This is a genomic window from Qipengyuania nanhaisediminis, from assembly GCF_045862805.1.
GTDB lineage: Bacteria > Pseudomonadota > Alphaproteobacteria > Sphingomonadales > Sphingomonadaceae > Erythrobacter > Erythrobacter nanhaisediminis_A.
The window spans coordinates 2,277,516-2,300,711 of the sequence record NZ_AP025760.1 but is presented as its reverse complement, the minus strand read 5'-3'; the positions used below and the strand labels follow the sequence as shown (position 1 = coordinate 2,300,711).

Here is a 23,196-nt window from a genome sequence, read left to right as displayed (position 1 = left end):
CATGCGCCTTCGAACCCGCTCCCGCTATTTGCACAGGCGTGCGCAAACCGGTTTGATATCGGCAGCGTTTTGTGGTGTCTTGCCTTCCAAGGGGTAGGACAAGGGGACAGGAAATATGAACAATTACGGCGGGTTCTGGCTGCGCGTTGTGGCCTATATCATCGATGCGATCGTGCTGGCGCTCATCGGGGCGGCTATCGCGCTGGTCTTCGGCTTCGGCCCGATCCCGACCAATCCCGATCTGACCGATCCCGGCAGCGGGATGAGCATGACCGACAATCTCGTCGGGATCGTGATCGCGCTTCTGTATTTCTCGCTTCTCGAAAGCTCGGCCTGGCAGGCAACGATCGGCAAAAAGGCGCTCGGCCTGATCGTCACCGACACTGCCGGCGCGCGGATCAGCCTTGCCCGTGCGCTGGGGCGTTACCTTGCGAAATTCGTATCGGCAGCGATCCTGCTGATCGGCTTCGTCATGGTCGCCTTTACCGAGCGCAAGCAGGGTCTGCATGACCTCATCGCGAGCACGCTGGTGATCAAGGGTGAGCCGGGGACAGGCGGTGCCGACACCGCGGTCTTTGACTGAGATGGGATCGATGCGCCTCTTCGGCAGCGCCGCAGGATAGCCACTACAATGATGCGATGGATATTGGTGCCGCTTCTGCGGTTCGCGCAGTTTGACGGCCGTTCGCGCCGCGCCGAATTCTGGATGTTCGCGCTGTTCCAGATCATGCTATTTGGCGCGCTTTTGCTGGCGTTCTCGGTCTTGCGGGCTTTCGCAGGCGATAGCGAGACAGGCCGGTTCGGCTCCGACTTGTGCGCTGCGGCGATGATCGCGGCCGCGCTCGTGCTGAGCGTTCCGTTCGTTGCGCTAATGGTGCGCAGGCTGCACGACCTCGACAGGTCGGGCTGGTGGTGCCTCCTCAATCTCGTCCCGTTCGGGACGCTCGCGCTGCTCGTCGCGATGACCTTCGAGGGCGATCACGGTCCCAACCGTTATGGCGCAGATCCCAAGGGCGGCGATGCGGAACACCTGGTGCGGGCCTGAAACGACCCGGCGCGCGCTATTTGCTGTTTGCCAGCGTCCGCAACCGGCCCTCGGGCTCGGTTACAATTCGCGCAGCGCCTGGGCTGGCTTGGCCCGCAACAGCGGCAGTGACCCGCCGATCGCAAAGGCGATGACGATGGCGAGCCCCACGCCGAGCACCGCGAGCACCGCGCCCCAATCGGGCAGCCAGTCGAATTCGAACAATTGGGTGATGATGGCCCAGCCGAGCGCCGATCCCAGCGCCAGCGCCACCAGCGCCAGCGCTCCGGCGATCAGCCCGTATTCGGCAAGCTGCAGCCCGAGAATCTGTCTCCGGCTCGCTCCCATCACCCGCAGCACCACGGTGTCATAGGTGCGCGAAGCACGCGCCGCCGCAATCGCTCCCATCAGCACGGCAAGTCCGGCCAGCACCGCAACGGCGGCGGCGGCAAAGGTGGCAAGGCCGACCTGTTCGAGAATGGTGCGCGCCTGTTTCAGCACGTCGCCGACCTCGATCACCGAGCTCGACGGGAATTCGCGCACCAGCGCGCGCAGCAATTCGCCGCGTGCCCGGGTGTCGGCATTGTCGGGCAGGTCGATCGTCGCTGCCAGCTTGTGCGGGGCATCGGCGATCGCATTGCGCGAGAACACCATGGTGAAATTGAAGCCCATGCTCTCCCAGTCGATTTCGCGCAGGTTCGCGATCCGCGCATCGCGCTTGGTGCCCAGGATGCCGATCGTGATCATGTCACCCACTTCAAGCCCTGCGGCCTCGGCGAAATCGGCGTCGATCGAGACCAGCGGCTCGCCGTCATGGTCCGCGCTCCACCATTCGCCTTCGACCACGCGGCTTCCCGGCGGCGGGGCGTCGGCATAGGTGATGCCGCGCTCGCCGCGCAGGGCCCACGCGCCCTCGGGTATCTCCTCGAGATCGGCGGTCTGCTGCATCGCACCCTCGGGGCCGAAGGCGAGCACCGCGCCGCGCAAGGTGGCAACGGTGCGCGTCTCGGCTTGCGGGAAAGCGCCGGTGACCAGCTCGGCAAAGCGCGCCTCGCCCTCGGTGGGGACGTCGATCACGAAATAATCGGGCGCTTCCTGCGGCACGCGGCTCTCGATATTGCCATCGATCGCGCTCTGGATCGCGGCGAGCAGGACAAACGCGCCGAGCCCGAAGCCCAGAGCTGTCACCAGCGCGCCGGTGGGGGCGCCGGGGCGATGGATATTGGCAAGCGCCGATCGTAACAGGGGGTTGGACGGGCGCGGGACGCGGCGCGCTGCCCATTGCAGAAACAGGCCGAGCGCCGCGAGAGCCGCGAGCGCAGCGGCTGCGCCGAGCAGGAAACCGCCGGTGAGCAGCGGCTGAGCGGTGGTGACAAGTGCCAGCGCGCAGATCGCCGCAAGGCCAATCCCGGTCGCCATCAGAGCCCGCCGGTCGCGCGCGATCGGAACGATCCGGCTGCGCATCAGCGCCATCGCCGGGAAACCCCGTGCGCGCAGCAGCGGGGCTGCGGCAAAGGCAAAGGCGACGAGAACGCCATAGGACCCGGCAAGCAGCAGCGGGGCGGGCTCGATCACCAAACCGCTATCGACCGGGAGCAGGCCATCGAGCGCGCCTGCCAGGAGCGGGGTCACCAGCACGCCCACCGCGAGCCCCGCCAGGCTGCCGACCAGCGCTGCCACCGCGATCTGGAGCGCGTAGATCCGCACGATGTCGCGCGATGATGCACCGAGCACCTTGAGGGTCGCGATGCTCTGGCGACGCTGGTCAAGATAGGACGATACCCCGCCGGCGATCCCGATTCCCGCAATCACCAGCGCGGCCAACCCGACCAGAGTCAAAAAGTCGCTCATGCGCTGAACGAACCGGTCAGCGCCGGGCGATGCCCGGTCGCGGCTGCGGAAATCGAACCCGGCATCGGGAAATGCCTGCGTCAGCGCTTCCTCGACCGTTTCCGGGTCCTGCGCGCTGTCATCGAAGGCGATCCGGGTTTTCGACTGATAAAGCGAGCCGGGCTGGATCAGTCCCGCGCGCTCGGGCACGTCACGCGCAACGAGAACCGTTGGCCCGAGCTGGAAGCCTTCGGACAGCTTGTCCGGCTCGGTTCCGATCACCCCGGCGGCGCGCAGGGTCATGGTGCCGATCTCGAAGCTGTCGCCCACCGCGATATCGAGCCGGTCGAGCGCGCCCTGCGCAAGATAGGCCTCGTTGCCCAATGGTGGGGCGCTCTCGCTGCCATTGGCGAGGGTGAAGGTCCCGTAGAGCGGCCAGCGCGCATCGACTGCCTTGAGCCCGACCGGCGCGGCCGCGCTCGCGCTGCTCGCCATCGCCTGGAGCCGGTAGCCGCCCGAAAGCGTGCCGTATCGGCCAAGCTCGGCGCGTTCCTCTTCGGATAGGTCACGCTGCCAGATTTCGACTTCGAGGTCGCCGCCGAGCAGTTCCTGGCCCGAGCTTTCGAGCTCGCGCTCGATCGCGGCGGTCAGGGTGCCGATCGCCGCGAGCGCGGCGGTGCCGAGAAAGATGCACACCAGCAGCAGGCGCAGCCCCTTGAACCGCGCGTTGAGATCGCGCCGCGCGATCTGCCAGGCGGCTGCCCAGCCAAGCCCGTTTTCGCTGCCGGCGCGGATCACTCGGCAGCCTGCGCGGGGACTTGCGCCCTGGTGTCCGAGACGATCCGTCCATCGGCCATGGTGAGGACCCTGTCACAGCGCGCAGCCAGCGCATCGTCATGGGTGATGATCAGCAAGGTCGCCCCTGTCTCGGCGCGGCGGGCGAACAGCAATTCGATGATCTCCTCGCCAGTCGCGGCATCGAGATTGCCGGTCGGTTCGTCGGCGAAGATGATAGCGGGGCGCGGCGCGGTTGCGCGGGCGATGGCGACGCGCTGCTGTTCGCCGCCCGAAAGCTGGGTGGGGTAATGGCCGGTGCGATGGCCAAGTCCGACCGCTTCGAGCTCGGCGAGTGCGCGCGGGGTGGCATCATCGCTCCCTGCAAGCTCCATCGGGGTCGCGACATTTTCTGCGGCGGTCATGGTTGGCAGAAGGTGAAAGGCCTGGAGCACAATCCCGATCCGCCCGCGCCGCGCCGCTGCCAGCCCGTCTTCGTCGAGCGCGGAAAAATCCGCACCGCCGACGCTGAGCGAACCGCCGCTCGCGCGTTCGAGCCCCGAGAGCACCGCCATGAGCGAGCTCTTGCCCGAACCCGAAGGGCCGAGCAGCGCGACCACTTCGCCGTCATCGATGTCGAGATCGATCCCGCGCAGGATTTCGACTGGCGCCTGGCGGGTGCCGAGCGTGAGTGTGAGGTCGCGCGCGCGGATGGCGGCGCCGGGCGAAGATGGGGCGGTGTGGTTTGTCACGTGTTCCAGATGCGTTAGGGGAGGGCTGGAAACAAGTACGAAACAGGATGCTTCGCAGATGAATATCGGCTTCTGGCAGAAACGGGCGGCCCTCATGATGGGTTCCCTCGCGCTCCTGGCGACTGCCGCGTGCAGCGGCGATGCGGGTGAACCGGCAGTGGCAGAGCCCCGGACAGGCGAGATCGGGGACGGCGAGATGACGATACCGGTGATGGGCGACGAAGTGCGTATCCTCGCCTTCGGCGACAGCCTGTTTGCAGGCTACAATCTCGCCGAGGAAGAGGGTTATCCCGAACGGCTCGAAACAGCCTTGCGGGCGCGCGGCATCAACGCACGGGTCATCGATGCCGGGGTGTCGGGCGACACCAGCGCAGCGGGACGCGCGCGGCTTGGCTTCGTGCTCGAGGCGCAGGACGAAAGCCCCGATCTGGTCATGCTCGAACTGGGCGGCAACGATCTGTTGCGCGGGATCCAGCCCGACCAGACCCGCGCCAATTTCGAAGCGATGCTGGACGAGCTCGCGCGGCGCGAAATCCCGGTCCTGCTGATGGGAATGCGCGCGCCGCCCAATTACGGGCCGCAATACCAGGCGCAGTTCGACGCGCTCTACGGTGAACTCGCTCAGCAATATGATGCCGGGCTGATCCCGTTCTGGCTCGAGGATATCTATCGCGATCGCTCGCTTTTCCAGTCGGACCGGATCCACCCCACTGCAGAGGGGATCGAGGCGCTGGTGGCCTCGACCATTGATGAAGTCATTGCCGCTCTGCCCGAGGACGAAACCGACAGCTAGACGCGTTCGAGCGTTCCGCCGCTCACCCGCCACACCGCCGCTTCATCTGCAATGGCGGCGAAAGGCGCCATTTCGGTGCCGGTGAGCCAGACTTGCGCGCGGCCTGCGCGCAGCCGAGCGAAAAGCGCCTCGCGCCGGACCGGGTCGAGATGGGCTGCCACCTCGTCGAGCAACAGGACGCTCGGCCGGCCCGCAGCCGCGATTGCCGTGTGCGCCAGGGTGATCGCGATCAGCATCGCCTTTTGCTCGCCGGTGGAACTGGCCGCTGCCGGTTGCCCGCGCGAGCCGTCGGCATGGGCCATGTGAACCTCGAGCTCGTCGCGGTGCGGGCCTGTCAGCGCGCGGCCTGCGGCCCGGTCGCGCCCGCGCGAACGCGCAAGCTCGGCCCGCAAGCCATCTTCATCGCCCGGCCCGCCGGGACGATAGGTGAGCAGCGGGCGGGCAAAGGGCTCGCTCGGCAGAGCGGACAGTTCATCCACCAGCCGCGCGATCAATTGTCCGCGCACCCGCGCGACATCGCTGCCATGCTGCGCGGCCTGCATCTCGATGGCATCGAGCCAGCGCGCATCGCCGCGTTCCTCGAGCAAGCGGTTGCGTTCGCGCAGCGCGGTTTCGAGCCGGGCAACCGCGCGCGCATGACCTGGCTCTATCGCGAGCGCCATGCGGTCGACGAAGCGCCGCCGCGCGCCTGCGCTGTCAGTGAACAGGCCGTCCATGGCAGGGGTCAGCCAGGCAAGCGCGAGCCATTCCGACAGCGCGCTCGCGCTCGCATCGGCGCCGTTGATCCGCACCAGCCGCCGGGTGGGGCGATCGGGCAGCGTATAGGTGCCCAGCCGCGCCGAGACCTGTCCCTGTTCGACCAGGCTTGCGCCCACCGCAAAGCCGCGCGGCTCGTCCTCGCCTGCATTGTTGCGCGCAAGCGTCTCGGCGCTGGCCCGGCGCAGACCACGGCCCGGGGCCAGCAGCGACAATGCTTCGAGGACATTGGTCTTGCCCGCGCCGTTTTCGCCCACGAGCAGGTTGAATTGCGCGGTCTCGCGCAGTTCAGAAGCCGCGTGATTGCGGAAATCGTGCAGGGTGATCTTTGCCAACGCCATCGGTCAGCCAGCGATTAGCACGGGTCCCGGCAAAGGCCAGAGCGAGGCGCAAAACAGGCCGTTCCCAACAGGTGGTGAAAATTGCCAATCTTTCGGATTGATGAACGGACTGTAAGGAACTGTATCGTGCCAGAATGGCGGAAATCCGCGCTTTTTCGAGTTTGGCACGGCTCCTGCAAAGTGTTGGTCGTCCCCGAAATCACTCGGGAACGCACACAGGACACCGATCAGGAGAAATGAAAATGACCGCCACCGACTTCTCGAACCGCATTGCCGCTGCTGCCTTCTCGCTGGTCATCTCGGCCGCGATGTTCGCCTACGCCATCGTCCCCGCCACGCCCTCGCTCGCCTGATCCAGCCGAGCCCGCTCAACACAAGGAATACCCATCATGTTCGCCAGTGATTTTGCCAACCGCCTGCTCGCCGCCGCATTCTCGGTCGTCGTCTCGGCAGGTTTCTTCGCCTACGCGATCGTCCCGGCAAGCCCGGCGATCGCCTGACCGACCAGGCCCCGGCGCGCAAGTGCAGCGCCAGGGCCGCTAGCAGGGGGACCCGCTCATGTATTCGTTCTTCGCATTGTCCGGCACGCCAGGCGCCAGAGCCGCTGCCATCGCCGGGTCCATCATCATCACCCTCATCCTCATGGCTCCCGCAACGGTCGAAGCCATGGGGCCGAGCAGCCACCCCGCCATTTTCACCGCTGGAGTTCTCGCATGACCAATATCACCTCGTCCAACAATCGCCCGCCGCAAAGCGGCTTCCACCTCGACAAGCGCGATGCCAAGCTGTTCGGCGTGTGTTCGGGCCTTGCCAACTGGTCGGGTGTCGACGCGATGTGGTGGCGGCTCGGATTCGTCGCTGCAACCCTGCTCGGTTTTGGCCTTGCAATCCCGATCTATATCGTCATCGCGCTGATCGCGGATTGAGCGCAGCCGACAGACAGGCAAGCGAGGGGGCCAATTCGCGGCCCCTTTTTCGTGCGCTCCGGGCGCAGCGATCACTTCGCCGAAATGCCGCCGTCGAGCTTGATCTCCGCGCCGGTCATGAAACGGCTCTCATCGCTCGCCAGATAGACCACCGCATTGGCGATATCGTTGGGCTCGCCGACGAAGCGCAGCGGGATCTGCCGTGCGAGCTTGTCCATCAGCACGTCCTTGTCGAGACTGTGCGCGCGCGCCGTCCCATCGAGGATGGGCGTGTCGACAAAGGTCGGGTGGACCGAGTTGCAGCGGATCTGCATGTTCTTTTTCGCGCAATGCAATGCGATCGATTTCGACAGCATCCACACGCTCGCCTTGCTGGCATTGTAGGCGGGCATGGTGTCGCTGGCGATCAGGCCGGCAATGCTAGAGATGTTGATGATCGAACCCGGTGCGTGCTCGCGCATCAGCGGCAGCGCTTTCTGGCAGCCGTGCAAGATCGAATCGACATTGATCGCAAAGCAGCGCTTCCAGTCGTCGAAATCGCATTCCTCGATATTGCCCGGCACGCCGATCCCGGCATTGTTGACCAGGACATTGAGCCCGCCGAGATGTTCGCGCGCGGCATCGACCGCCGCTTCCCATTGCGACGAGTCGGTTACGTCGTGGCCGATCGAAAACGCCGTGCCATCGCCCATTTCGGCATTGACGATCGCGGCGGTCTCTTGCGCGCCATCGCCGTTGATGTCGCTCGCCAGCACCCGCGCGCCTTCCTGTGCGAGACGGATGCAATGCGCCCGGCCAAGCCCCTGCGCTGCGCCCGTGACCAAAGCGAGCTTTCCGGCGCAACGTGGGTCCGATTGGCTCATGACATGTCCTCTCCTAGAAATCCCGGGGTCAGCAGCATCGCCACCCGCACATCGACACCGTGGCCTTTCGCGCGCCAGCGTGCAACGAATTCGGCCAGCCTTGCCAGGGGGACCCGGTAGACCGCGATGTTCTCGCCCGATACGCCGCCGCCTTCGCCAACCCTGGTCAGGCCGGTCGCCCGGATCAGGGTGAAGCTTTCGGAGACCATTCCGGGCGATGAATAGAACTCGCCCAGCTCCTCCAGACAGCGCGCGCGATAGCCAGTTTCCTCCTCCAGCTCGCGCGCCGCAGCGACGATCGCTTCTTCGCCGTCCTTGTCCTCGTCATCGCCGACCAGGCCTGCGGGGATTTCGAGCGAGAAGCGGCCAAGCGGGACGCGGTACTGCCCGACGAGGATCACGTGGCGGGTGCCGTCTGCATCCTCGTCGATCGCGATGATCGCCGCGGCGCGAATGCCGCGCGTGCGCCCCACATATTCCCAGCGGCCCCGCGTCCTGGCAGCAATGAAGCGGCCTTCCCAGCGGGTCTCTTCGGGCAGGTCGGCATCCTCGTCGCGCACGAGGGCGGACAGATCGGGCAGGCTCGGCTCGCTCATCGGAAGGGGGCCTAGACCTCGATCAGCCGGTCGGGCAGCTCGTTCTCGTCATCCTCACCGCTCGGAAAATGCTGTGCGAGCACGAACCCGACATCGCGCACGCCGGCGGCCATGCCCTCGGCGATCAGCCCGCGCTTGATCTCGGCAAGCATGTCGCCCATCGCCTCGCCCCAGACTTCGGGAGCGACCTTTTCGGCGATGGGGCGGTCCGCTACGATCTCGGCCCGGTGTTCGCGCATGGAGAGGTAGATCAGCACGCCGGTGCGGCCATGGGTGCGGCGCTCGGCGCCGACCTTGAAATGCTTGATCGCCTGTTCGTGGCAGCGCGCGGTCTTGACCGGTCCGGGCACCAGCGCAAAGCGCAGCGGATCGTATTGCTGTGCCGCCCATGCGAGCACGAAGGCGATCAGGCCGAGCAGGATGGTCATGCTCGCCAGTTCGCCGGTGGTCCAGTCGTGGTCCCACCCGCCCCACAACGCGTCATAGAGGTCGAGGAAGGGCCGGGGGAGGGCGGCAAACAGGCTCATCGCGGTGAAGGCTGCGGCCGCCGACCAGGCAAGCACGACGTCGCTATAGCCGTCCGAACGGTCGGCAAGAACGGTGACGATCTCGCCCGAAGTGTTGGCTTCGGCCGCGCCGACCGCGTCGGAGACGGTCCTGTGCTGGGCTTCGTTGAGATATGCCATGGCCTACCAGCCTCCCGAGGCGCCGCCGCCCCCGAACGATCCGCCGCCACCCGAGAAGCCGCCGCCAAAGCCGCCGCCGCCGCCGAAGCCGCCGCCGCCACCGCCGCCCGACATCGCGCCGCGCGCGATCGCGCTGCCGATCTCCCACAGGATGATATTGCCCGCGACATCGCCCATGGTCTGGCCGCCACGTTCGCCGCGTTCGCCCCATGGGCCGCGGCCCTTCGAGCGATAGCGCCGCCCGCGCGACCGCATCAGCGGCAGGATGATGAAGAAGAACAGGAAACCCAGCCAGATAAGCGCGCCGACGGGAAAGCCACCGCCGCTTTCGCGCTGCTCGCCCGCCTGCTGGGCGATGCGCGCCGCCTCGTCGGCGGGCAATTGCAGCTGGGCGATGATCGCATCGACACCGTTCGCGATCCCGCCCGGCATGTCGCCATCGCGAAAACGCGGGAGGATGGTGTTCTGGATGATCAACGCCGACAGCGCATCGGTGAGATAGCCTTCGAGCCCGTAGCCGACCTCGATCCGCACCTTGCGCTCGTTCGGTGCGACCAGGAGGATCGCGCCGTCATTGCGCTCGGCATCGCCGATGCCCCACTCGCGCCCGAGCCGGTATCCGTAATCGGATATGTCGTAGCCCTGCAGGTCGGGCACGGTGGCAACGACCAGCTGGCGCTGCGACTGCGCCTCGAGCGCTTCGAGCTTGGCATCGAGCGCGGCCTCGTCAGCCGGCGACAGGATGTTTGCAGCGTCGACCACCCGGCCGGTCAGTTCGGGAAAATCCTGCGCGGATAGCGGCGCCGATACCAGCGCCGCCATCGCGGCAAGACATGAGAGCAGGAAGCGGATCACGCTGCTTTAGTTCGAGGTCATGTCGATCGTGGGAGCAACTTCCGCGCCTTCGGTCACCGCCGAATAGGGCACCAGCGGCTCGGCGCCGTGGATGATGTTCGCGCCGATCGTGTCCGGGAAGGTGCGGATCGTGGTGTTATACTTGCGCACCGCCTCGTTGTAGTCGCGGATCGCGACCGCGATGCGGTTCTCGGTGCCTTCGAGCTGGCTTTGCAGCGCGAGGTAGTTCTGGTTCGACTGGATTTGCGGATAAGCCTCGAAACTGGCGAGCAGGCGGCCGAGCCCCTGGCCGAGCTGGCCCTGCGCGGCGGCGAAATTCTGCATCGCCTCGGCATCACCCAGGTCATCTGCAGAAACGTTGATGCTGGTCGCCCGGGCGCGTGCCTCGGTCACTTCGGTGAGGATCGCGCGCTCGTTCTCTGCGGCCCCTTGCGCGACTTCGACGAGGTTGGGGATGAGGTTGGCGCGGCGCTGGAACTGCGCCTCGACATCGGCCCACTTGGCCTTGGCCTCTTCCTCTGCGGCGGGGACCGAATTGATCCCGCAAGCTGCGAGCGTGAGCGAGACGGCGGCGACGGTGATCGCACGCCCGATAGTGCGCAAGTTCATCATTGTTCCTCCTGAAAGCGCGCGCGGACCCGGAACCGGCGGCGCGCCGATAAGTGCCTGTATTGCTGATATAGCACACCGTCGCCCGCTTTCAAGCGATGTAAGAAGTTGAAACGCCCCGTTGGCAGTGGCCTTGCGCCGTGCAAGGTCACCCGCGCCAACAGACAGGGAGGGCAAGACGTGCTTACCGAATTCAAGGAATTCATTGCCAAGGGCAATGTCATGGAACTGGCGGTCGCGGTGATCATCGCGGGCGCATTCGCAGTGATCGTCGCATCGATGACCAGCGACCTCATCATGCCGATCGTCGGCGCGATCTTCGGCGATGCCGATTTCTCCGACAAGTACATCATCCTGTCAGGCGAGGTCGAAGCGGGGATGAGCCTCGAAGCGGCGCGCGAGGCCGGTGCCAACGTGCTTGCCTGGGGTGCCTTCGTGACCGCGGTGATCAATTTCGTGATCCTCGCCTTCATCATCTTCATGCTGGTGCGCTACGCCAACAAGGCCAAGGCGCGCATGGAAAAGCCCGCCGAACCGGTGGCCGAGGAAGCCGCAGGCCCGACCGAGATCGAGCTCCTGATGGAAATCCGCGACAGCCTGAAGAAATAAGAACTGCTTAAATCGCGGGGGGGAACCTCCTGTTCGCCGCGTCCGTTTAGGCGGGACACGGCAACAGGAGGGCCCCTTCGATGAGTATCGGCACCGAGTTTCGCAAATTCATCGCCCGCGGCAACGTCCTCGACCTCGCGGTCGGGGTGGTGATCGGGGCAGCGTTCGGAAAGATCACCAGCAGCCTAGCCGAAGGCGTGATCATGCCGACCATCGGCTGGCTCATGGGCGACATAAACTTCTCGAACTATTTCATCCGCCTGGGCGAGATCCCCGAAGGATACGAAGGTTCGGTATCGAACTATGCCGAGCTCAAGGAAGCCGGGGTGGCGATGATCGGATATGGCGATTTTCTCACCCAGATCGTCAATTTCCTGCTCCTGGCCTTCGCGGTGTTCATGCTGCTCAAGGTGATCAATCGCGTTCTTGACGAGATGCAGAACAAGCAGGCCGAGACCGAGGATTCCTCGAAAACCGACGAGGTCCCCACCGATCCGCAGCTCGACGTGCTCAAGAAGATCCTCGCCGAGCTGCGCCATGATGGCGGCGGTGACGGGAGTGGCAGTGGCGAGGGAGCAGTGAAGGCCGCGGCCTGACCCGAAAACGCGGGGCCAGGCGCTTTGGTCACTTCAAATTCATCCATTTGGCGCTATATAGGCGCTGTCGGGCAACCGACTATGGCGATAAATTGCTGCGTGCAATAGGCACAACGGACCCGGGGGCAGTACCCGGCGGCTCCACCATAACCTCCTGTTTCGACAGGGGATTCTGACGGGGCCGAACCAGGATCGACGTGGGCTGAAAAGCGTAGTTTTTGCCCGGGCTGAGTAACCCGTAAAACTGTTCAAACACCATAAGTGCCAACGATAACGAAGCACTCGCAATCGCTGCGTAATTTTAGGGCCTAGCGGCCTGAATTTACAAAGCCAAAGCGCGGTTGGACCCACCGGGCAACAGAAGCGGATTCCGGGGCTCCGGGGGTAGCTAGCAACAGAAACCCCCACCTTCCCTTGCAATTCGAGACGATATGGCGCGGGCGCTAGGCCCGTTCGCCGAACTGCGCCTTCAGGTCAGCCAATTCCTGCTTTGCGCGCAAAGAATCGAGAATTGCCGCGCCTGCCAGGAACACCGCGCAGCACGCGGCCAGGAACAGGGCGATCCCCCATCCGCCCGGATATTGTTCGAGATAGGCCGCCCCGCGCGAGGTCGCGCCGAGCGCGAGCGCGTAAATGATCACGAACGCTTCGAAGCGGTTCTTGATCACGAACAATCGGCCAATCTTGCGCAGCATGCTCTCTCCAGGGTGTTAACATCTTGATCAGCAAAAGCCGTGCCAACAACGCGTTGTCGCGGCTTTGCGTGGTTAACGAGGGAGGGCAGTGTAAGCGCATCCGACGCGCGCGCGCAAACGCGTTAACCGCGATTAATGCAGCTCTTCGAGGCCGATCGCGCTGAGCAGTGCCTGGCGTGCGGCGATCACGTCGCGGGCCAGCGCCTCGTTACCGATATCGCTAGGGTCGATCTGCTCGGGCCAGGTCTCGCCGATCACCTTCTCGAGCCTGTCCGCCTTCGCCTCGTCGAGCAGGAAACGCGGATCGACCGTCGCGGGATCGCACACCACGCGCAGTCGCAGGCAGGCAGGTCCGCCGCCATTGGCCATCGACTGGCGCACATCGACCGGGACCACCGTGCGGATCGGACCGTTCGAGGCCATCATTTCCTCGCAATAGGCCCACACGCTTGTCGATTCGCGGCATTCCTCGGGCACGATCAGCGACATGCTGCCATCGTCCAGGGTTAGCAGCTGCGCGTTGAAGAGATAGGTGCGGATTGCTTCGGCGAGGCTGACCTTGTCCGATGGCACTTCGACCACTTCGAGCGCGGGGAATTTGGCGCGGATTTGCTCGTAGGCGCCCTGCTGGTCGGCAAAGGCCTCGGCATGGGTGAACAGGACGCGCTCGTTCACCACCGAGACCACGTCATTGTGAAACGCGCCCGCTTCGATCGCGGCGGGGTTCTGCTCGATGAAGACGCAAGCCTCGGGATCGAGGCCGTGTGCGCGCGCGACGAGGCGGCTGGCCTGTTCGTGCTGGCGCGCGGGAAACCGGCCCCCGGGGCGGCCATAGACGAACAGCTCGACGCCCGGTGCGCCGTGGCCTTCGCAAAACCGCCCGTGATTGGCCGCGCCTTCATCGCCGAAGGTCGGCGGGACCGGGCCGTGGACCACGAAGTGGTCGCGGTCGGCAAAGGCGATGTCGAGCTGGCGCTTGGTGTCGGGCCATTCCTGAGCGCGGTGGATCATGGTGACCAGGTTCGCAGGCGTCAGGTGGCACTTGCCATCCGCGGTATCGGGCGCGGGGCTGACCGTGGCGGCATTGGCGGTCCACATCGAGGAAGCCGACCACGGCGCGGCCCTGAGCGCCGGTGCCTCGGTCCCGTCGAGCGCGAGCGCATTGGCAAGCAGCGCATTGGGGCGGGGCAGCGGCAGGAGAAAGCCCTGGTGGCCGATCCGCGCGAGATTGCCGCGCATCTTGGCCACGCCCTGGAGCGCCGCGGCGCGCGGAAAGGACGGGTCGCCCTTGTGGCTGGCGCTGGCGATATTGCCGAGGCTGAGCCCGGCATAATTGTGGCTCGGCCCGACGATCCCGTCGAAATTGATCTCGACAAGGTTGTGCTCGCTGGTCGTCATCGCGCAACGCTCCACACCGTGTCGCCCGTGCTCACGTCGAGCGCGTCGGCCGAGGCGCTGTCGATCGCGACGCCGCCCTCGTCATCGACCGCGCGGGCGCCGTAGCAGGCGCGGAAGCTGTCGAGCCTGCCGGTGGCGAGGATGGCGCGCTCGCCTTCCTGCAAATCGGTATCGACCACCTTGCCGGCAATCGCCTCGCGCACGCTTTTGACATCGTCGGTGCGCGCCACCATGCTCGGCCCGCCGTCGAAGATGTCGACATAGCCCTCGTAGTGGAAGCCCTCGTTTTCGAGCATGCGCATCGCCGCCCGGCCCGAGGGGTGCGGCATCCCGATGACCTTCTTTGCCTCGTCGTCGAGCATGGCGACATAGACCGGGTGCTTGGGCATCAGGTCGGCGATGAACTGGTTGCCATTGATCGCATTGAAATAGTCGGCTTCGGCAAAGCTCATCCCGAAGAAACGGCCCGCGACCCCGTCCCAGAAGGGCGAGCCGCCGCGCTCGTCGATAATGCCGCGCAGTTCGGCAAGGATGCGGTCAGCGAAGCGCTTGCGGTGCATGGCGACGAACAGGTAGCGGCTGCGCGCAAGCAGCAGGCCGAGCCCGCCGGCGCGCTCGTTGGGGTGGAGGAACAAGCCGCCGACCTCGCTCGAACCTTCGAGGTCGGTGACGAGGCTGAGCAGTTCGGCGCGCACGGTGCGGTCGAGTTCCTGCGAATACTGGGTCAGTGTGTTGAGCCGGTAGGAATAGAACGGCCATTGCTGGCCGACCATGGTCATCAACTGGCAGGTCCCGGCGATCCTTTTCGTCTGAAGGTTTTCGAGCACCAGCACGAATTGTTCGTCGACCAGCTCCTCGCCCTTGTTGGCAAAGGCTTCTGCGGCGCGTTCGAGCTTGGCGGTGAGAGCGGCGCGATCGGGCGGCAGGTTGGTGAAACCGCCACCTGTCAGCTTGGCCATCTCGTAGAGATGTTCGAGATCGGAAGTGCGCGCAGCGCGCAGGCGAAAGGTCAATGCAGTGCTCCTTCGGCAAGCCGCTCGATCACGCGCGCCGACAGGGCGGCACGTTCGGCCAGGCTTTCGGTAATCAGGAATTCGTCGGATGAATGGATCGCGCCGCCGCGCACGCCCATGGTGTCGACCACCGGCACGCCGCAGGCCGCGATATTGTTGCCATCGCACACCCCGCCGGTCGATTGCCACTTGATCGTCTGGCCCAGTTCGGCGCCGCATTCGCGGACGAGATCGAACAGTTTCTGTGCCTTGTCATCGACGGGCTTGGGCGGGCGAGTGACCCCGCCATGGCGGCTGACCGCAAGATCGTGCTCGCGCGCGACCGAGTCGATGATCCGGTCGAGCTCGCCATCGAAACTTTCCATCGCATCGGTCGATTTGGGGCGGATGTTGAAGCGCAGGACCGCGTGATCGGGCACGACATTGTTCGGGCCGCCGCCTTCGAGCTTGGCCGGATTGATCGTGATGTCCTCGCGCTCCAGCCGCTTGATCCTGAGGATCATGTCAGCTGCCGCGACCAGCGCGTTGCGCCCTTCGTGCGGGTTGCGCCCCGCATGGGCGGACTTGCCGGTAAAGGTGATCGCGTAATTGCCCGTGCCGCCGCGCGCATGGGCGAGCGTGCCGTCGGGAAGGGCGGCCGGCTCGTATGTGAGCGCGGCGAGTTTCCCGGCTGCGAGTTCGGCGATGAGCGCCGAGCTTGCCAGCGAGCCGGTTTCCTCGTCCGAATTGATCATCACGTCATAGCCGAGCGACCCCGCGCTGGCGGTCTGTTCGAAGGCCAGCAAGGAATGGAGGATCACCGCGATCCCGCCTTTCATGTCGGCAACGCCCGGCCCGCCAAGCACCCCCTCTTCGAGCCAGGTCAGCTGCTGGAAGGGGTGATCCACCGGGAAGACGGTGTCCATGTGCCCGGTCAGCAGGATGCGGCGATTGGCGCGCGGGCGCACGCGCAGGACCAGGTGCCTGCCATGCGCCTTTTCGATTTCGCTCCCATCGGCAGCGATCGCGGTCACTGGCGCGGGATCGACCAGCTCGACCTCGCCGGGCAAGCGCCCGAACGCCTCGGCGAGCAGGTCGGCTTGCTTTGCCAGCCCCTCGATATTGGCGGTTCCGGTGTTGATCGCGCACCATGTCTGCACGTCGGCAAGCATGGCGTCGGCATCGATTAGTCTGAGAAAATCCGGTTTCATCTGACACCACCCCTAGCGGTCGAATTGCCGGATTGCCAAGCCATTGCAATTGGCCCCGCCATTGGTCATAGCTCGCCTGTCCTCCTCCCCGGGTTCGAAGTTATCAAAATCGAGTCACGAGGACTTTCAATGACGAACATGATCGAGCGTGCTGGCCTGTGCGTCGATGCGCGCCTTGCCGAACTGGTCGAGGACGAAGTGCTCGGCCCATTGGGCCGCGATGCCGGTGAATTCTGGCGCGGATTTGCCGAGCTTCTTGCCCGTTTCGCCCCGCGCAATGCCGCGCTGCTGGAAAAGCGCGATTCGCTGCAGGCGCAGATCGATGCCTGGCACGACGAACGCCGCGGCCAGCCGCACGATGCACACGCCTATGCGTCATTCCTTGAGCAGATCGGCTACCTCGTTCCCGAACCGGGCGATTTCCGCATCGAGACCGAGAATGTCGATGTCGAGATCGCGCGCCTTGCCGGCCCGCAACTGGTGGTGCCGATCCTCAATGCGCGCTTCCTGCTCAACGCCGCCAATGCCCGCTGGGGCAGCCTTTACGATGCCTTCTACGGCACCGATGCGCTCGACGCGGCTCCGGCCAAGCCCGGCGGATACGATGCCGAGCGCGGCGCGGCGGTGATCGCGCGCGGGCGGCAATTCCTCGACGATACGCTGCCGCTGGTGGACCAGAGCTGGGCCGATCTCGCGGACGAAAAAGACGGCCAGCTCGCCGATGAAAGCCAGTGGGTCGGCCACACCGACAAGGGACTGCTGTTCCGCAACAATGGCCTGCATATCGAGGTCGTATTCGATCGCGATCATCCGGTGGGTCGGGGCGACAAGGCGGGCATCGCCGATATCGTCATCGAGGCCGCGCTCACCACCATCGCCGATTGCGAGGATTCGGTCGCGGCGGTCGATGGCGAGGACAAGTGGCTGGCATACCGCAACTGGCTCGGCATCATTCGCGGCGATCTGTCCGAAAGCTTCGACAAGGGCGGCAAGGTGCTGACCCGCACGCTCAATGGCGACAAGAGCTATACCGACCGCGACGGCACGACCCGCACGCTGCCCGGTCGCAGCCTGATGTTCGTGCGCAATGTCGGCCACCTGATGACCAGTCCCGCGATCCGGCTCGCCGATGGCAGCGAGATCCCCGAAGGCATCATGGACGCGGTCTTCACAGCCGCGATCGGCGCGCTCGACGTCGAGGGGCATGGCCGGTTCGGCAATAGCCGCGAGGGCAGCATCTATATCGTCAAGCCCAAGATGCACGGGCCCGAGGAATGCGCTTTCGCTAACGACCTGTTCGACGCGGTCGAGGACCTGTTGGGCCTCGAGCGGCATACCATCAAGGTGGGCGTTATGGACGAGGAGCGCCGCACCAGCGCGAACCTTGCCGCGTGCATCCACGCGGTTCGGAACCGGATCGTGTTCATCAATACCGGCTTTCTCGACCGCACCGGCGATGAGATCCACACGGCGATGCGCGCCGGACCGATGATGCGCAAGGGCGCGATGAAGGGCGCGCAATGGCTCAAGGCCTACGAAGCGCGCAATGTCGCGATCGGGCTGCGCCACGGCCTGTCGGGCAAGGCGCAGATCGGCAAGGGCATGTGGGCCGCGCCTGACCTGATGGGACAGATGATGGCCGAAAAGATCGGTCACCTTCGCGCAGGAGCCAACACTGCCTGGGTCCCGTCGCCCACCGCCGCAACGCTCCACGCGCTGCATTACCATGCCGAGAACGTGTTCGAAATTCAGAAGGACCTGCCCGAGCCGCCCGGGCTGGACGCGCTGCTCACCATCCCGCTGGCAGACGGCGCGAACTGGTCCGAGGCCGAGATCACCGAGGAACTCGACAACAATTGCCAGGGGCTGCTCGGCTATGTCGTGCGCTGGATCGATGCAGGGATCGGCTGCTCGAAAGTGCCGGACATCGACGATGTCGGCCTGATGGAAGACCGCGCCACCTTGCGCATTTCATCGCAGCATATCGCCAACTGGCTGATGCACGGCGTGGTGAGCAAGGATCAGGTGATGCAATCGCTCATGCGCATGGCGGCCAAGGTCGACGCGCAGAATGCCGGCGATCCCGGTTACAGGCCGCTGATCGGCAACGAGGACGGCCCCGCCTTCAGCGCCGCGCGCGATCTCATCTTCAAGGGCGCCGAGCAGCCTTCGGGCTATACCGAGCCGCTGCTCCACCACTGGCGGCAGGTCGCCAAGGCGCAGTGACCACGCCGCGCGCAGATCGCACCGGGCCGAGCCTTATTGGCCGGATCGCGCGCAATCTCGCGCTGTGGCTGCTGGTCGGCGCGGTGCTGTTCATCGCCTGGCAGCGCGACCTTTTGCGCGTGCCGCAGGCGATCATCGACCCTGCCTCGCAGGCCGCTTTCGAACAATGGATCGACGAGGACGAGGAGCGCCGCATCGCCTTCCAGCAATTCGAGGGCCTGCTGCGCCAAAACGGTGTGGCCGACGTGGTGCCGGCATGGCAGCTGGCACGGATCGACCGGTTCTATGCGGATCGCTGCGATCTGCCGGTCTGGCGCCTGCCGCCGCGCGAGCTTTGGCCCAATATCGTCCCCGCGCTCGAACTGGTGCGCGACCACGTGAAACCCGCAATGGGCGACGTCGCGGTGCAATCGTCATGGCGAACGCCCGAGCTCAACGAATGCGCCCGCGGTGCAGCGCGTTCGCGCCATCTCGGTTTCGAAGCGCTCGACCTCAGGCTGGTTACCCCGCGCGCCGATCTCGAAGGGCTTTACCGCGAATTGTGCGCGATGCATGCCGAGGCGGGGCCGCAAAGCCGAATGGGGCTGGGCGCCTATTACAAGCCGGGCGAGACCGGCTTCAACCGGGGCGGGCGATTCCATATCGATGCTGCCGGATATCGCAGCTGGGGACCAAGCTACCGCGCATCGAGCAGCCCGTGCAGGTGATTGCGCCAAGGCAGGCGAGGAGGCGCGCCGCGATTGGCTGCATCCGCCCAGCCGCCCGTCAAAGGACCGTATTCTCCTCGAGCGCCTTGGCGACATCGGCGCCGTGCTCGGCCTGGAGTTTGAGCTTTTGCAGCGCGCTTTGCACCGCGGCACTCATGGTGGCGATCTCCTCGCTGAACTCGCGCATGGACAGGCCTTCGACAAAACTCGCCTTGGTCAGCAGGTCGACACGGCAACGATTGTCGCCAAGGTCCTCGAATTCATAACGTTCGTGGCTGTGCGCCATGGCGCCCGATCCGGGCCGGATGACGCAGCCGAAGGCATAGATGCTGTGCGGCACCGCCTCGGTGACGATGAACTCGAAAGTGAGATCGGGCAGGAAGGGCATCGCCATGTCGAACCGGCCGTCCTGGCCCTCGATGCGGACGATCTCGTTGCCGGTCGCGCGCTTGGCGTTGCGCGGATCGGCCCAGTCGATCAGGGCATAGACCTCGCTCGCGGGCCGCGCGATCTCCACCGATGCCGCGAACTCGACCGGCCCCTCGGGCGCGGGCCTTGGCTTGAACAGACCGAACATCGCTGGCTCCTTGCAACCTGCCAAGGACCTAGCGCGAGAGGATTAATTTGTGCCTATTGCCCGGGCCACGGCGACGAATTCGGCCACGCTTAGCGTGTCGGCGCGGCGGGTGGGGTCGATCGCTTCACCTTCGAGCGCCGCGAGGGCGCCGGGCACCGATTTGAGGCTCTGGCGAAGCATCTTGCGCCTTTGGCCGAACGCGGCCTCGGTCAGGCGTTCGAGCGTTCGAGCCGAAACGCCATCGGGCGCGCGCGTCGGCGTGACATGTACCACCGCGCTCATCACCTTGGGCGGCGGGGTGAAGGCGCTGCGATGGACTTTCATCGCGAGCCGCGCGGTGGCGCGCCACTGGGCGAGCACCGCAAGCCGTCCGAAGGCCCCGCTCCCTTCGCGCGCGACGATCCTCTCGGCGACTTCGCGCTGGAACATCAGCGTGAGCGAGAGCCATTGCGGCGGCCATTCCTCTCCCGACAGCCATTTGACGAACAAAGCGGTGCCGACATTGTAGGGAAGGTTGGAGAGCACGTGATACGGTTCGCCCTGCATCAGGGCGCCGTGATCGAGCTTCATCGCGTCGCCCTCGACAACCGTCAACTGACCGGGGAAGGCATCGGACAATTCCTCGAGCGCGGGCAGGCAGCGTGAGTCCATTTCGATCGCGGTGACGCGCGCACCGGCGCGCAGCAAGGCACGGGTGAGGCCGCCCGGTCCGGGCCCGACCTCGAGCACGCGCGCGCCTGACAGGTCGCCCGGCAAGGCGGCGATCCGCGCGAGCAATTGCTCGTCGAGCAGGAAATTCTGTCCCAGCGCCTTGGACGCGGACAGGCCGTGGCGCGCAATGGTTTCGCGGATCGGGGGCAGGTCAGCCATGGCTGCGCGCCGCTGCGCAATCGCTCGCCATCCGGATCGCCGCCATCATCGCGCCGGCTTCGGCCTTGCCCTGTCCGGCAATGTCGAAGGCGGTGCCGTGATCGGGCGAGGTGCGGATGATCGGCAGGCCGAGAGTGACATTAACCCCCTGGTCGAAATCGAGCGCCTTGACCGGGATCAGCGCCTGGTCGTGATACATGCACAGCGCCGCATCGTAGGTCGAACGCAAAAGCGGGGTGAACAGCGCATCGCCCGGGACCGGGCCGGTCACGCGCAGGCCTTCGGCTTGCAGGGCCGCAATCGCGGGCGCGATCGCGCGGCTTTCCTCGTCGCCGAACTGCCCGCCTTCTCCGGCATGGGGATTGAGCCCCGCGACAGCCAGGCGCGGTGCGGCGATGCCGAAATCGCGCTGGAGCGCGGCGGCGACGATCCGCGCCTTGTGCGTGATGAGTTCGCTGGTGACCAGGTGCGGCACATCGGCAAGCGCGACATGGACGGTAAGCGGCACCGCGCGCAGGCTCGGCCCTGCCAGCATCATCACCGCGTCTTCGGGGGCCAGCCCGCAGACCGCTGCGAGAAATTCGGTTTGGCCGGGATATTCGAAGCCGACCGCGGCAAGCTGCGCCTTGCTGACAGGCGCGGTGACCACTCCTGTGGCCTTGTTCTCGAGCGAGCAGCGCACCGCTTCGGCAAGCGAATGGAGCGCGAGAGCCGCCCCGGCCTCGCTCGGCTGGCCGGGCGTGTAATCGGCGTCCATCCCCGCCAGCACCGGCAAGCCTTCGGAAAAACGCGATGCGGCTTCGGACGGATCGCCGATCGCGACCAGCGGGCAGTCGAGACCGAGCCTGGCGGCGGCAGCGCGCAGCACATCCTCGCCGCCGGCCACGAAGAAGGGTCGGCACGCCGCGTCCCTCAACCGGCCATAGCTGGCGAGAATGATCTCCGGCCCGATACCCGCCGGGTCGCCCAGCGCGATTGCGAGCGGACGGTCAGCCAAGGGCGGTCTCAGTTATACTCGATATAGGCGTCGTTGCGCAGGTCGCGCAGGTAACGCTGGGCGCGCTTGTTGATGCGCTCTTCCTCAAGCGTGTTCATCACCGACTGGAAGGTCGGAGCACCGGCATCCTCGGGATCGTCGCGGCCGCACAGCATCAGCACGCGCACCCCGTCCTGCGGACTGCCAAAGGGCGGAGTGGTCTGCCCGACCTGGAGGTTGAGCACGATGTTCTGAAGCTGTTCGGGAAGCTGACGCGCCTGGATCTGGTCGTTCGAGACCACCGTCGCGCCGAGCACCGAGCGGGCATTGTCGGCATCGGCGCAGCTGCGCAGCGACTGAAGGAAGGTGCCCAGCTCGTCGATCTTGGCATTGGCCTCGGCCTCGGTCACGTCCTCGGGGAAGGTGATCGAGATCTGCTTGAGGTTGAGCACGGCATCGCGCGGATCGGCGGTCAGCACCTGGCGCCGGTCGATCAGGTAGACAATGGTGAAACCGCCGGGAATCTCGATCGGGCCGACAAGCTGTCCGGGCTGCATCTGGCGCGCGGCATCGGCCATCGGCTGGGGCAGCGTCTCGAGCCGCAGGAAGCCGGTATCGCCGCCAACCACCGAGGTGGTGGCCTGGCTGAACTGGCGGGCATAGGCGACGAAGCTGCCGCCGGCCTGCAATTGCTCCATGATCTGCTGCATGTTCTGAAGCACCGCTTCGCGGTTTTCCGCGGTGGCATTCATGTAGATCTCGCCGAGCCGGTATTCCTCGGTCCCGCGCGATGCTTCGAGCCGGGCGAGAACGTCGTTCACCTCTTCGGCGGAGACGTTGACGAAGGGGGTGATATTGCGGCGCAGCAGCCGCTCCCAGGCAAGCTCGCCTTCGATCTGGCGCTTGAGCGCATCGGGCGAGGACCCGATCGAGAGCAGATAATCGTCCATGGCTTCGGGGTTCTGGCCGAAATTTTGTGCCGCAAGCTGGCGATAGGTCTGGAGGACCGCGTCCTGCTCGACCTTCATGTCGAGCGCCTCGGCGGCCTGGATCTTGAGCGTTTCGTCGATCAGGTTGCGCAGCACCTGCATGCGCAGGCGCTGGATTTCCTGCTCGCTCACATCGGTCTGCGACTGGGTGACGAGTGCGACGCGCTGATCGATGTCGGTGCCGGTGATGACATAGCCGTTGACCACCGCCGTCGCGCTGCGTTCGTTGGGATTGTCCGACCCGTAGATCGTGAAGTCCTGCGGCAGGCCGAACGGGTTGTTGGCCGATGGCACCGCGCTCGTCTGTGCGCCAGCGCTCGTGGTTGCGAGCACGGCGAGCCCGGCTGCAAGTACCGATGCACAAGTCTTTGAAATTGCCTTCAACGTCACGATCATCAATCCCGATTTCGATTTGGTCCCGGCATACCCTGTGAAGGTCGCCCGGTCTGTTGCCGTCCATGCGAGCCGACGCGATGGAGCGATTTGTGATTGCACGATCTGCCGGTGCCTCCCGATGGCTGAACACAGGCTGAGTGCGCTTGGAT

General features: G+C 65.5%; 27 protein-coding genes and 1 other RNA gene. 12 read left to right on the top strand and 16 right to left on the bottom strand.

The genetic code is table 11. From position 1 onward, the window contains the following. Nucleotides 1-115: 115 nt before the first annotated feature. On the top strand, nucleotides 116-583 hold the full coding sequence (locus ACKTSM_RS11215) for an RDD family protein (RefSeq protein WP_407874735.1): 468 nt from the start codon (nucleotides 116-118) through the stop codon (nucleotides 581-583). A 48-nt stretch (nucleotides 584-631) separates the two neighbouring features. Continuing rightward, on the top strand, nucleotides 632-1,045 hold the full coding sequence (locus tag ACKTSM_RS11210; RefSeq protein ID WP_407874734.1) for a DUF805 domain-containing protein: 414 nt from the start codon (nucleotides 632-634) through the stop codon (nucleotides 1,043-1,045). A 60-nt stretch (nucleotides 1,046-1,105) separates the two neighbouring features. Here the strand turns inward: ACKTSM_RS11210 and ACKTSM_RS11205 are convergent, their stop codons facing one another. Continuing rightward, nucleotides 1,106-3,652, bottom strand: coding sequence for an ABC transporter permease (locus ACKTSM_RS11205; protein WP_407874733.1), 2,547 nt, complete (start codon nucleotides 3,650-3,652; stop codon nucleotides 1,106-1,108). After that, complete coding sequence (locus ACKTSM_RS11200; RefSeq protein ID WP_407874732.1) at nucleotides 3,649-4,380, bottom strand: ABC transporter ATP-binding protein; 732 nt, start codon at nucleotides 4,378-4,380, stop codon at nucleotides 3,649-3,651. Before ACKTSM_RS11200 ends, ACKTSM_RS11205 begins: the two co-directional genes overlap by 4 nt. Nucleotides 4,381-4,474: 94 nt before the next feature. Here ACKTSM_RS11200 and ACKTSM_RS11195 point away from each other — a divergent pair, with 94 nt between their 5' ends. Further along, complete coding sequence (locus tag ACKTSM_RS11195) at nucleotides 4,475-5,173, top strand: arylesterase (protein WP_407874731.1); 699 nt, start codon at nucleotides 4,475-4,477, stop codon at nucleotides 5,171-5,173. On the opposite strand, the gene recF is transcribed toward ACKTSM_RS11195, so the two are convergent. Continuing rightward, the gene (recF, locus tag ACKTSM_RS11190) at nucleotides 5,170-6,270 is read right to left on the bottom strand and encodes a DNA replication/repair protein RecF (RefSeq protein WP_407874729.1); all 1,101 of its coding nucleotides are present in this window, start codon (nucleotides 6,268-6,270) and stop codon (nucleotides 5,170-5,172) included. The genes ACKTSM_RS11195 and recF overlap by 4 nt on opposite strands. A 242-nt stretch (nucleotides 6,271-6,512) precedes the next feature. Here recF and ACKTSM_RS11185 point away from each other — a divergent pair, with 242 nt between their 5' ends. Genes ACKTSM_RS11185 through ACKTSM_RS11170 form a run of 4 tightly spaced genes read left to right on the top strand, consistent with a single transcriptional unit; the run spans nucleotide 6,513 to nucleotide 7,196 of the window. Beyond that, nucleotides 6,513-6,623 carry an enoyl-CoA hydratase gene (locus ACKTSM_RS11185; protein WP_407874728.1) on the top strand — a complete coding sequence of 37 codons (111 nt, stop codon included), beginning with the start codon at nucleotides 6,513-6,515 and terminating at the stop codon, nucleotides 6,621-6,623. Nucleotides 6,624-6,659: 36 nt separating this feature from the next. Further along, nucleotides 6,660-6,770 (top strand): enoyl-CoA hydratase, encoded by a 111-nt coding sequence (locus ACKTSM_RS11180; protein WP_407874727.1) that lies wholly within the window; start codon nucleotides 6,660-6,662, stop codon nucleotides 6,768-6,770. A gap of 58 nt (nucleotides 6,771-6,828) precedes the next feature. Then, nucleotides 6,829-6,987: a hypothetical protein gene (locus tag ACKTSM_RS11175; protein WP_407874726.1), complete on the top strand. Its 159-nt coding sequence runs from the start codon at nucleotides 6,829-6,831 to the stop codon at nucleotides 6,985-6,987. Beyond that, complete coding sequence (locus tag ACKTSM_RS11170) at nucleotides 6,984-7,196, top strand: PspC domain-containing protein (protein ID WP_407874725.1); 213 nt, start codon at nucleotides 6,984-6,986, stop codon at nucleotides 7,194-7,196. Before ACKTSM_RS11175 ends, ACKTSM_RS11170 begins: the two co-directional genes overlap by 4 nt. A 71-nt stretch (nucleotides 7,197-7,267) precedes the next feature. Here the strand turns inward: ACKTSM_RS11170 and ACKTSM_RS11165 are convergent, their stop codons facing one another. From ACKTSM_RS11165 to ACKTSM_RS11145, 5 genes are read right to left on the bottom strand one after another with little or no spacing between them, the layout of a single operon-like run. After that, a complete protein-coding gene (locus tag ACKTSM_RS11165) occupies nucleotides 7,268-8,059 on the bottom strand; it encodes an SDR family oxidoreductase (RefSeq protein ID WP_407874724.1) in 792 nt (263 codons plus the stop codon). Further along, a complete protein-coding gene (locus ACKTSM_RS11160; protein WP_407874723.1) occupies nucleotides 8,056-8,655 on the bottom strand; it encodes an NUDIX hydrolase in 600 nt (199 codons plus the stop codon). The genes ACKTSM_RS11165 and ACKTSM_RS11160 overlap by 4 nt, the downstream gene beginning before the upstream one ends. 11 nt (nucleotides 8,656-8,666) lie before the next feature. Continuing rightward, the gene (locus ACKTSM_RS11155) at nucleotides 8,667-9,341 is read right to left on the bottom strand and encodes a TPM domain-containing protein (RefSeq protein WP_407874722.1); all 675 of its coding nucleotides are present in this window, start codon (nucleotides 9,339-9,341) and stop codon (nucleotides 8,667-8,669) included. A 3-nt stretch (nucleotides 9,342-9,344) separates the two neighbouring features. Beyond that, on the bottom strand, nucleotides 9,345-10,163 hold the full coding sequence (locus tag ACKTSM_RS11150; protein WP_407876359.1) for a TPM domain-containing protein: 819 nt from the start codon (nucleotides 10,161-10,163) through the stop codon (nucleotides 9,345-9,347). 39 nt (nucleotides 10,164-10,202) lie between these two features. Next, a complete protein-coding gene (locus tag ACKTSM_RS11145; RefSeq protein WP_407874721.1) occupies nucleotides 10,203-10,808 on the bottom strand; it encodes a LemA family protein in 606 nt (201 codons plus the stop codon). Nucleotides 10,809-10,985: 177 nt separating this feature from the next. Here ACKTSM_RS11145 and mscL (ACKTSM_RS11140) point away from each other — a divergent pair, with 177 nt between their 5' ends. The 3 genes from mscL (ACKTSM_RS11140) (at nucleotide 10,986) to ssrA (ending at nucleotide 12,383) form a co-directional block, all read left to right on the top strand. Further along, nucleotides 10,986-11,414, top strand: a complete 429-nt coding sequence (mscL, locus tag ACKTSM_RS11140; protein WP_407874720.1) for a large conductance mechanosensitive channel protein MscL — start codon at nucleotides 10,986-10,988, stop codon at nucleotides 11,412-11,414. Nucleotides 11,415-11,494: 80 nt separating this feature from the next. Then, on the top strand, nucleotides 11,495-12,010 hold the full coding sequence (gene mscL / locus ACKTSM_RS11135) for a large conductance mechanosensitive channel protein MscL (protein ID WP_407874719.1): 516 nt from the start codon (nucleotides 11,495-11,497) through the stop codon (nucleotides 12,008-12,010). A 28-nt stretch (nucleotides 12,011-12,038) separates the two neighbouring features. Then, nucleotides 12,039-12,383: a transfer-messenger RNA gene (gene ssrA / locus ACKTSM_RS11130) on the top strand. Between the two features lie 70 nt (nucleotides 12,384-12,453). Here the strand turns inward: ssrA and ACKTSM_RS11125 are convergent. The 4 genes from ACKTSM_RS11125 to ACKTSM_RS11110 all read right to left on the bottom strand — a co-directional run bounded on the left by ACKTSM_RS11125 (nucleotide 12,454) and on the right by ACKTSM_RS11110 (nucleotide 16,306). Then, on the bottom strand, nucleotides 12,454-12,705 hold the full coding sequence (locus ACKTSM_RS11125) for a hypothetical protein (protein WP_407874718.1): 252 nt from the start codon (nucleotides 12,703-12,705) through the stop codon (nucleotides 12,454-12,456). A gap of 132 nt (nucleotides 12,706-12,837) precedes the next feature. Continuing rightward, the gene (locus tag ACKTSM_RS11120) at nucleotides 12,838-14,103 is read right to left on the bottom strand and encodes an N-succinylarginine dihydrolase (RefSeq protein ID WP_407874717.1); all 1,266 of its coding nucleotides are present in this window, start codon (nucleotides 14,101-14,103) and stop codon (nucleotides 12,838-12,840) included. Beyond that, nucleotides 14,100-15,116 (bottom strand): arginine N-succinyltransferase, encoded by a 1,017-nt coding sequence (locus ACKTSM_RS11115; RefSeq protein ID WP_407874716.1) that lies wholly within the window; start codon nucleotides 15,114-15,116, stop codon nucleotides 14,100-14,102. The genes ACKTSM_RS11120 and ACKTSM_RS11115 overlap by 4 nt, the downstream gene beginning before the upstream one ends. Further along, on the bottom strand, nucleotides 15,113-16,306 hold the full coding sequence (locus tag ACKTSM_RS11110) for a hydrolase (RefSeq protein ID WP_407874715.1): 1,194 nt from the start codon (nucleotides 16,304-16,306) through the stop codon (nucleotides 15,113-15,115). The genes ACKTSM_RS11115 and ACKTSM_RS11110 overlap by 4 nt, the downstream gene beginning before the upstream one ends. A 129-nt stretch (nucleotides 16,307-16,435) precedes the next feature. Between ACKTSM_RS11110 and ACKTSM_RS11105 the strand changes: the two genes are divergently transcribed. Both ACKTSM_RS11105 and ACKTSM_RS11100 read left to right on the top strand, forming a co-directional pair. Further along, nucleotides 16,436-18,532, top strand: coding sequence for a malate synthase G (locus ACKTSM_RS11105; protein ID WP_407874714.1), 2,097 nt, complete (start codon nucleotides 16,436-16,438; stop codon nucleotides 18,530-18,532). Next, complete coding sequence (locus tag ACKTSM_RS11100; RefSeq protein ID WP_407874713.1) at nucleotides 18,529-19,239, top strand: hypothetical protein; 711 nt, start codon at nucleotides 18,529-18,531, stop codon at nucleotides 19,237-19,239. The genes ACKTSM_RS11105 and ACKTSM_RS11100 overlap by 4 nt, the downstream gene beginning before the upstream one ends. A 58-nt stretch (nucleotides 19,240-19,297) precedes the next feature. On the opposite strand, the gene ACKTSM_RS11095 is transcribed toward ACKTSM_RS11100, so the two are convergent. Genes ACKTSM_RS11095 through ACKTSM_RS11080 form a run of 4 tightly spaced genes read right to left on the bottom strand, consistent with a single transcriptional unit; the run spans nucleotide 19,298 to nucleotide 23,047 of the window. After that, nucleotides 19,298-19,816 (bottom strand): SRPBCC family protein, encoded by a 519-nt coding sequence (locus tag ACKTSM_RS11095; protein WP_407874712.1) that lies wholly within the window; start codon nucleotides 19,814-19,816, stop codon nucleotides 19,298-19,300. A gap of 42 nt (nucleotides 19,817-19,858) precedes the next feature. Continuing rightward, nucleotides 19,859-20,686 carry a 16S rRNA (adenine(1518)-N(6)/adenine(1519)-N(6))-dimethyltransferase RsmA gene (gene rsmA, locus ACKTSM_RS11090; RefSeq protein ID WP_407874711.1) on the bottom strand — a complete coding sequence of 276 codons (828 nt, stop codon included), beginning with the start codon at nucleotides 20,684-20,686 and terminating at the stop codon, nucleotides 19,859-19,861. Then, a complete protein-coding gene (gene pdxA / locus ACKTSM_RS11085; protein WP_407874710.1) occupies nucleotides 20,679-21,683 on the bottom strand; it encodes a 4-hydroxythreonine-4-phosphate dehydrogenase PdxA in 1,005 nt (334 codons plus the stop codon). The genes rsmA and pdxA overlap by 8 nt, the downstream gene beginning before the upstream one ends. Before the next feature lie 8 nt (nucleotides 21,684-21,691). Continuing rightward, the gene (locus ACKTSM_RS11080) at nucleotides 21,692-23,047 is read right to left on the bottom strand and encodes a peptidylprolyl isomerase (RefSeq protein ID WP_407874709.1); all 1,356 of its coding nucleotides are present in this window, start codon (nucleotides 23,045-23,047) and stop codon (nucleotides 21,692-21,694) included. Between the last annotated feature and the right edge of the window lie 149 nt (nucleotides 23,048-23,196).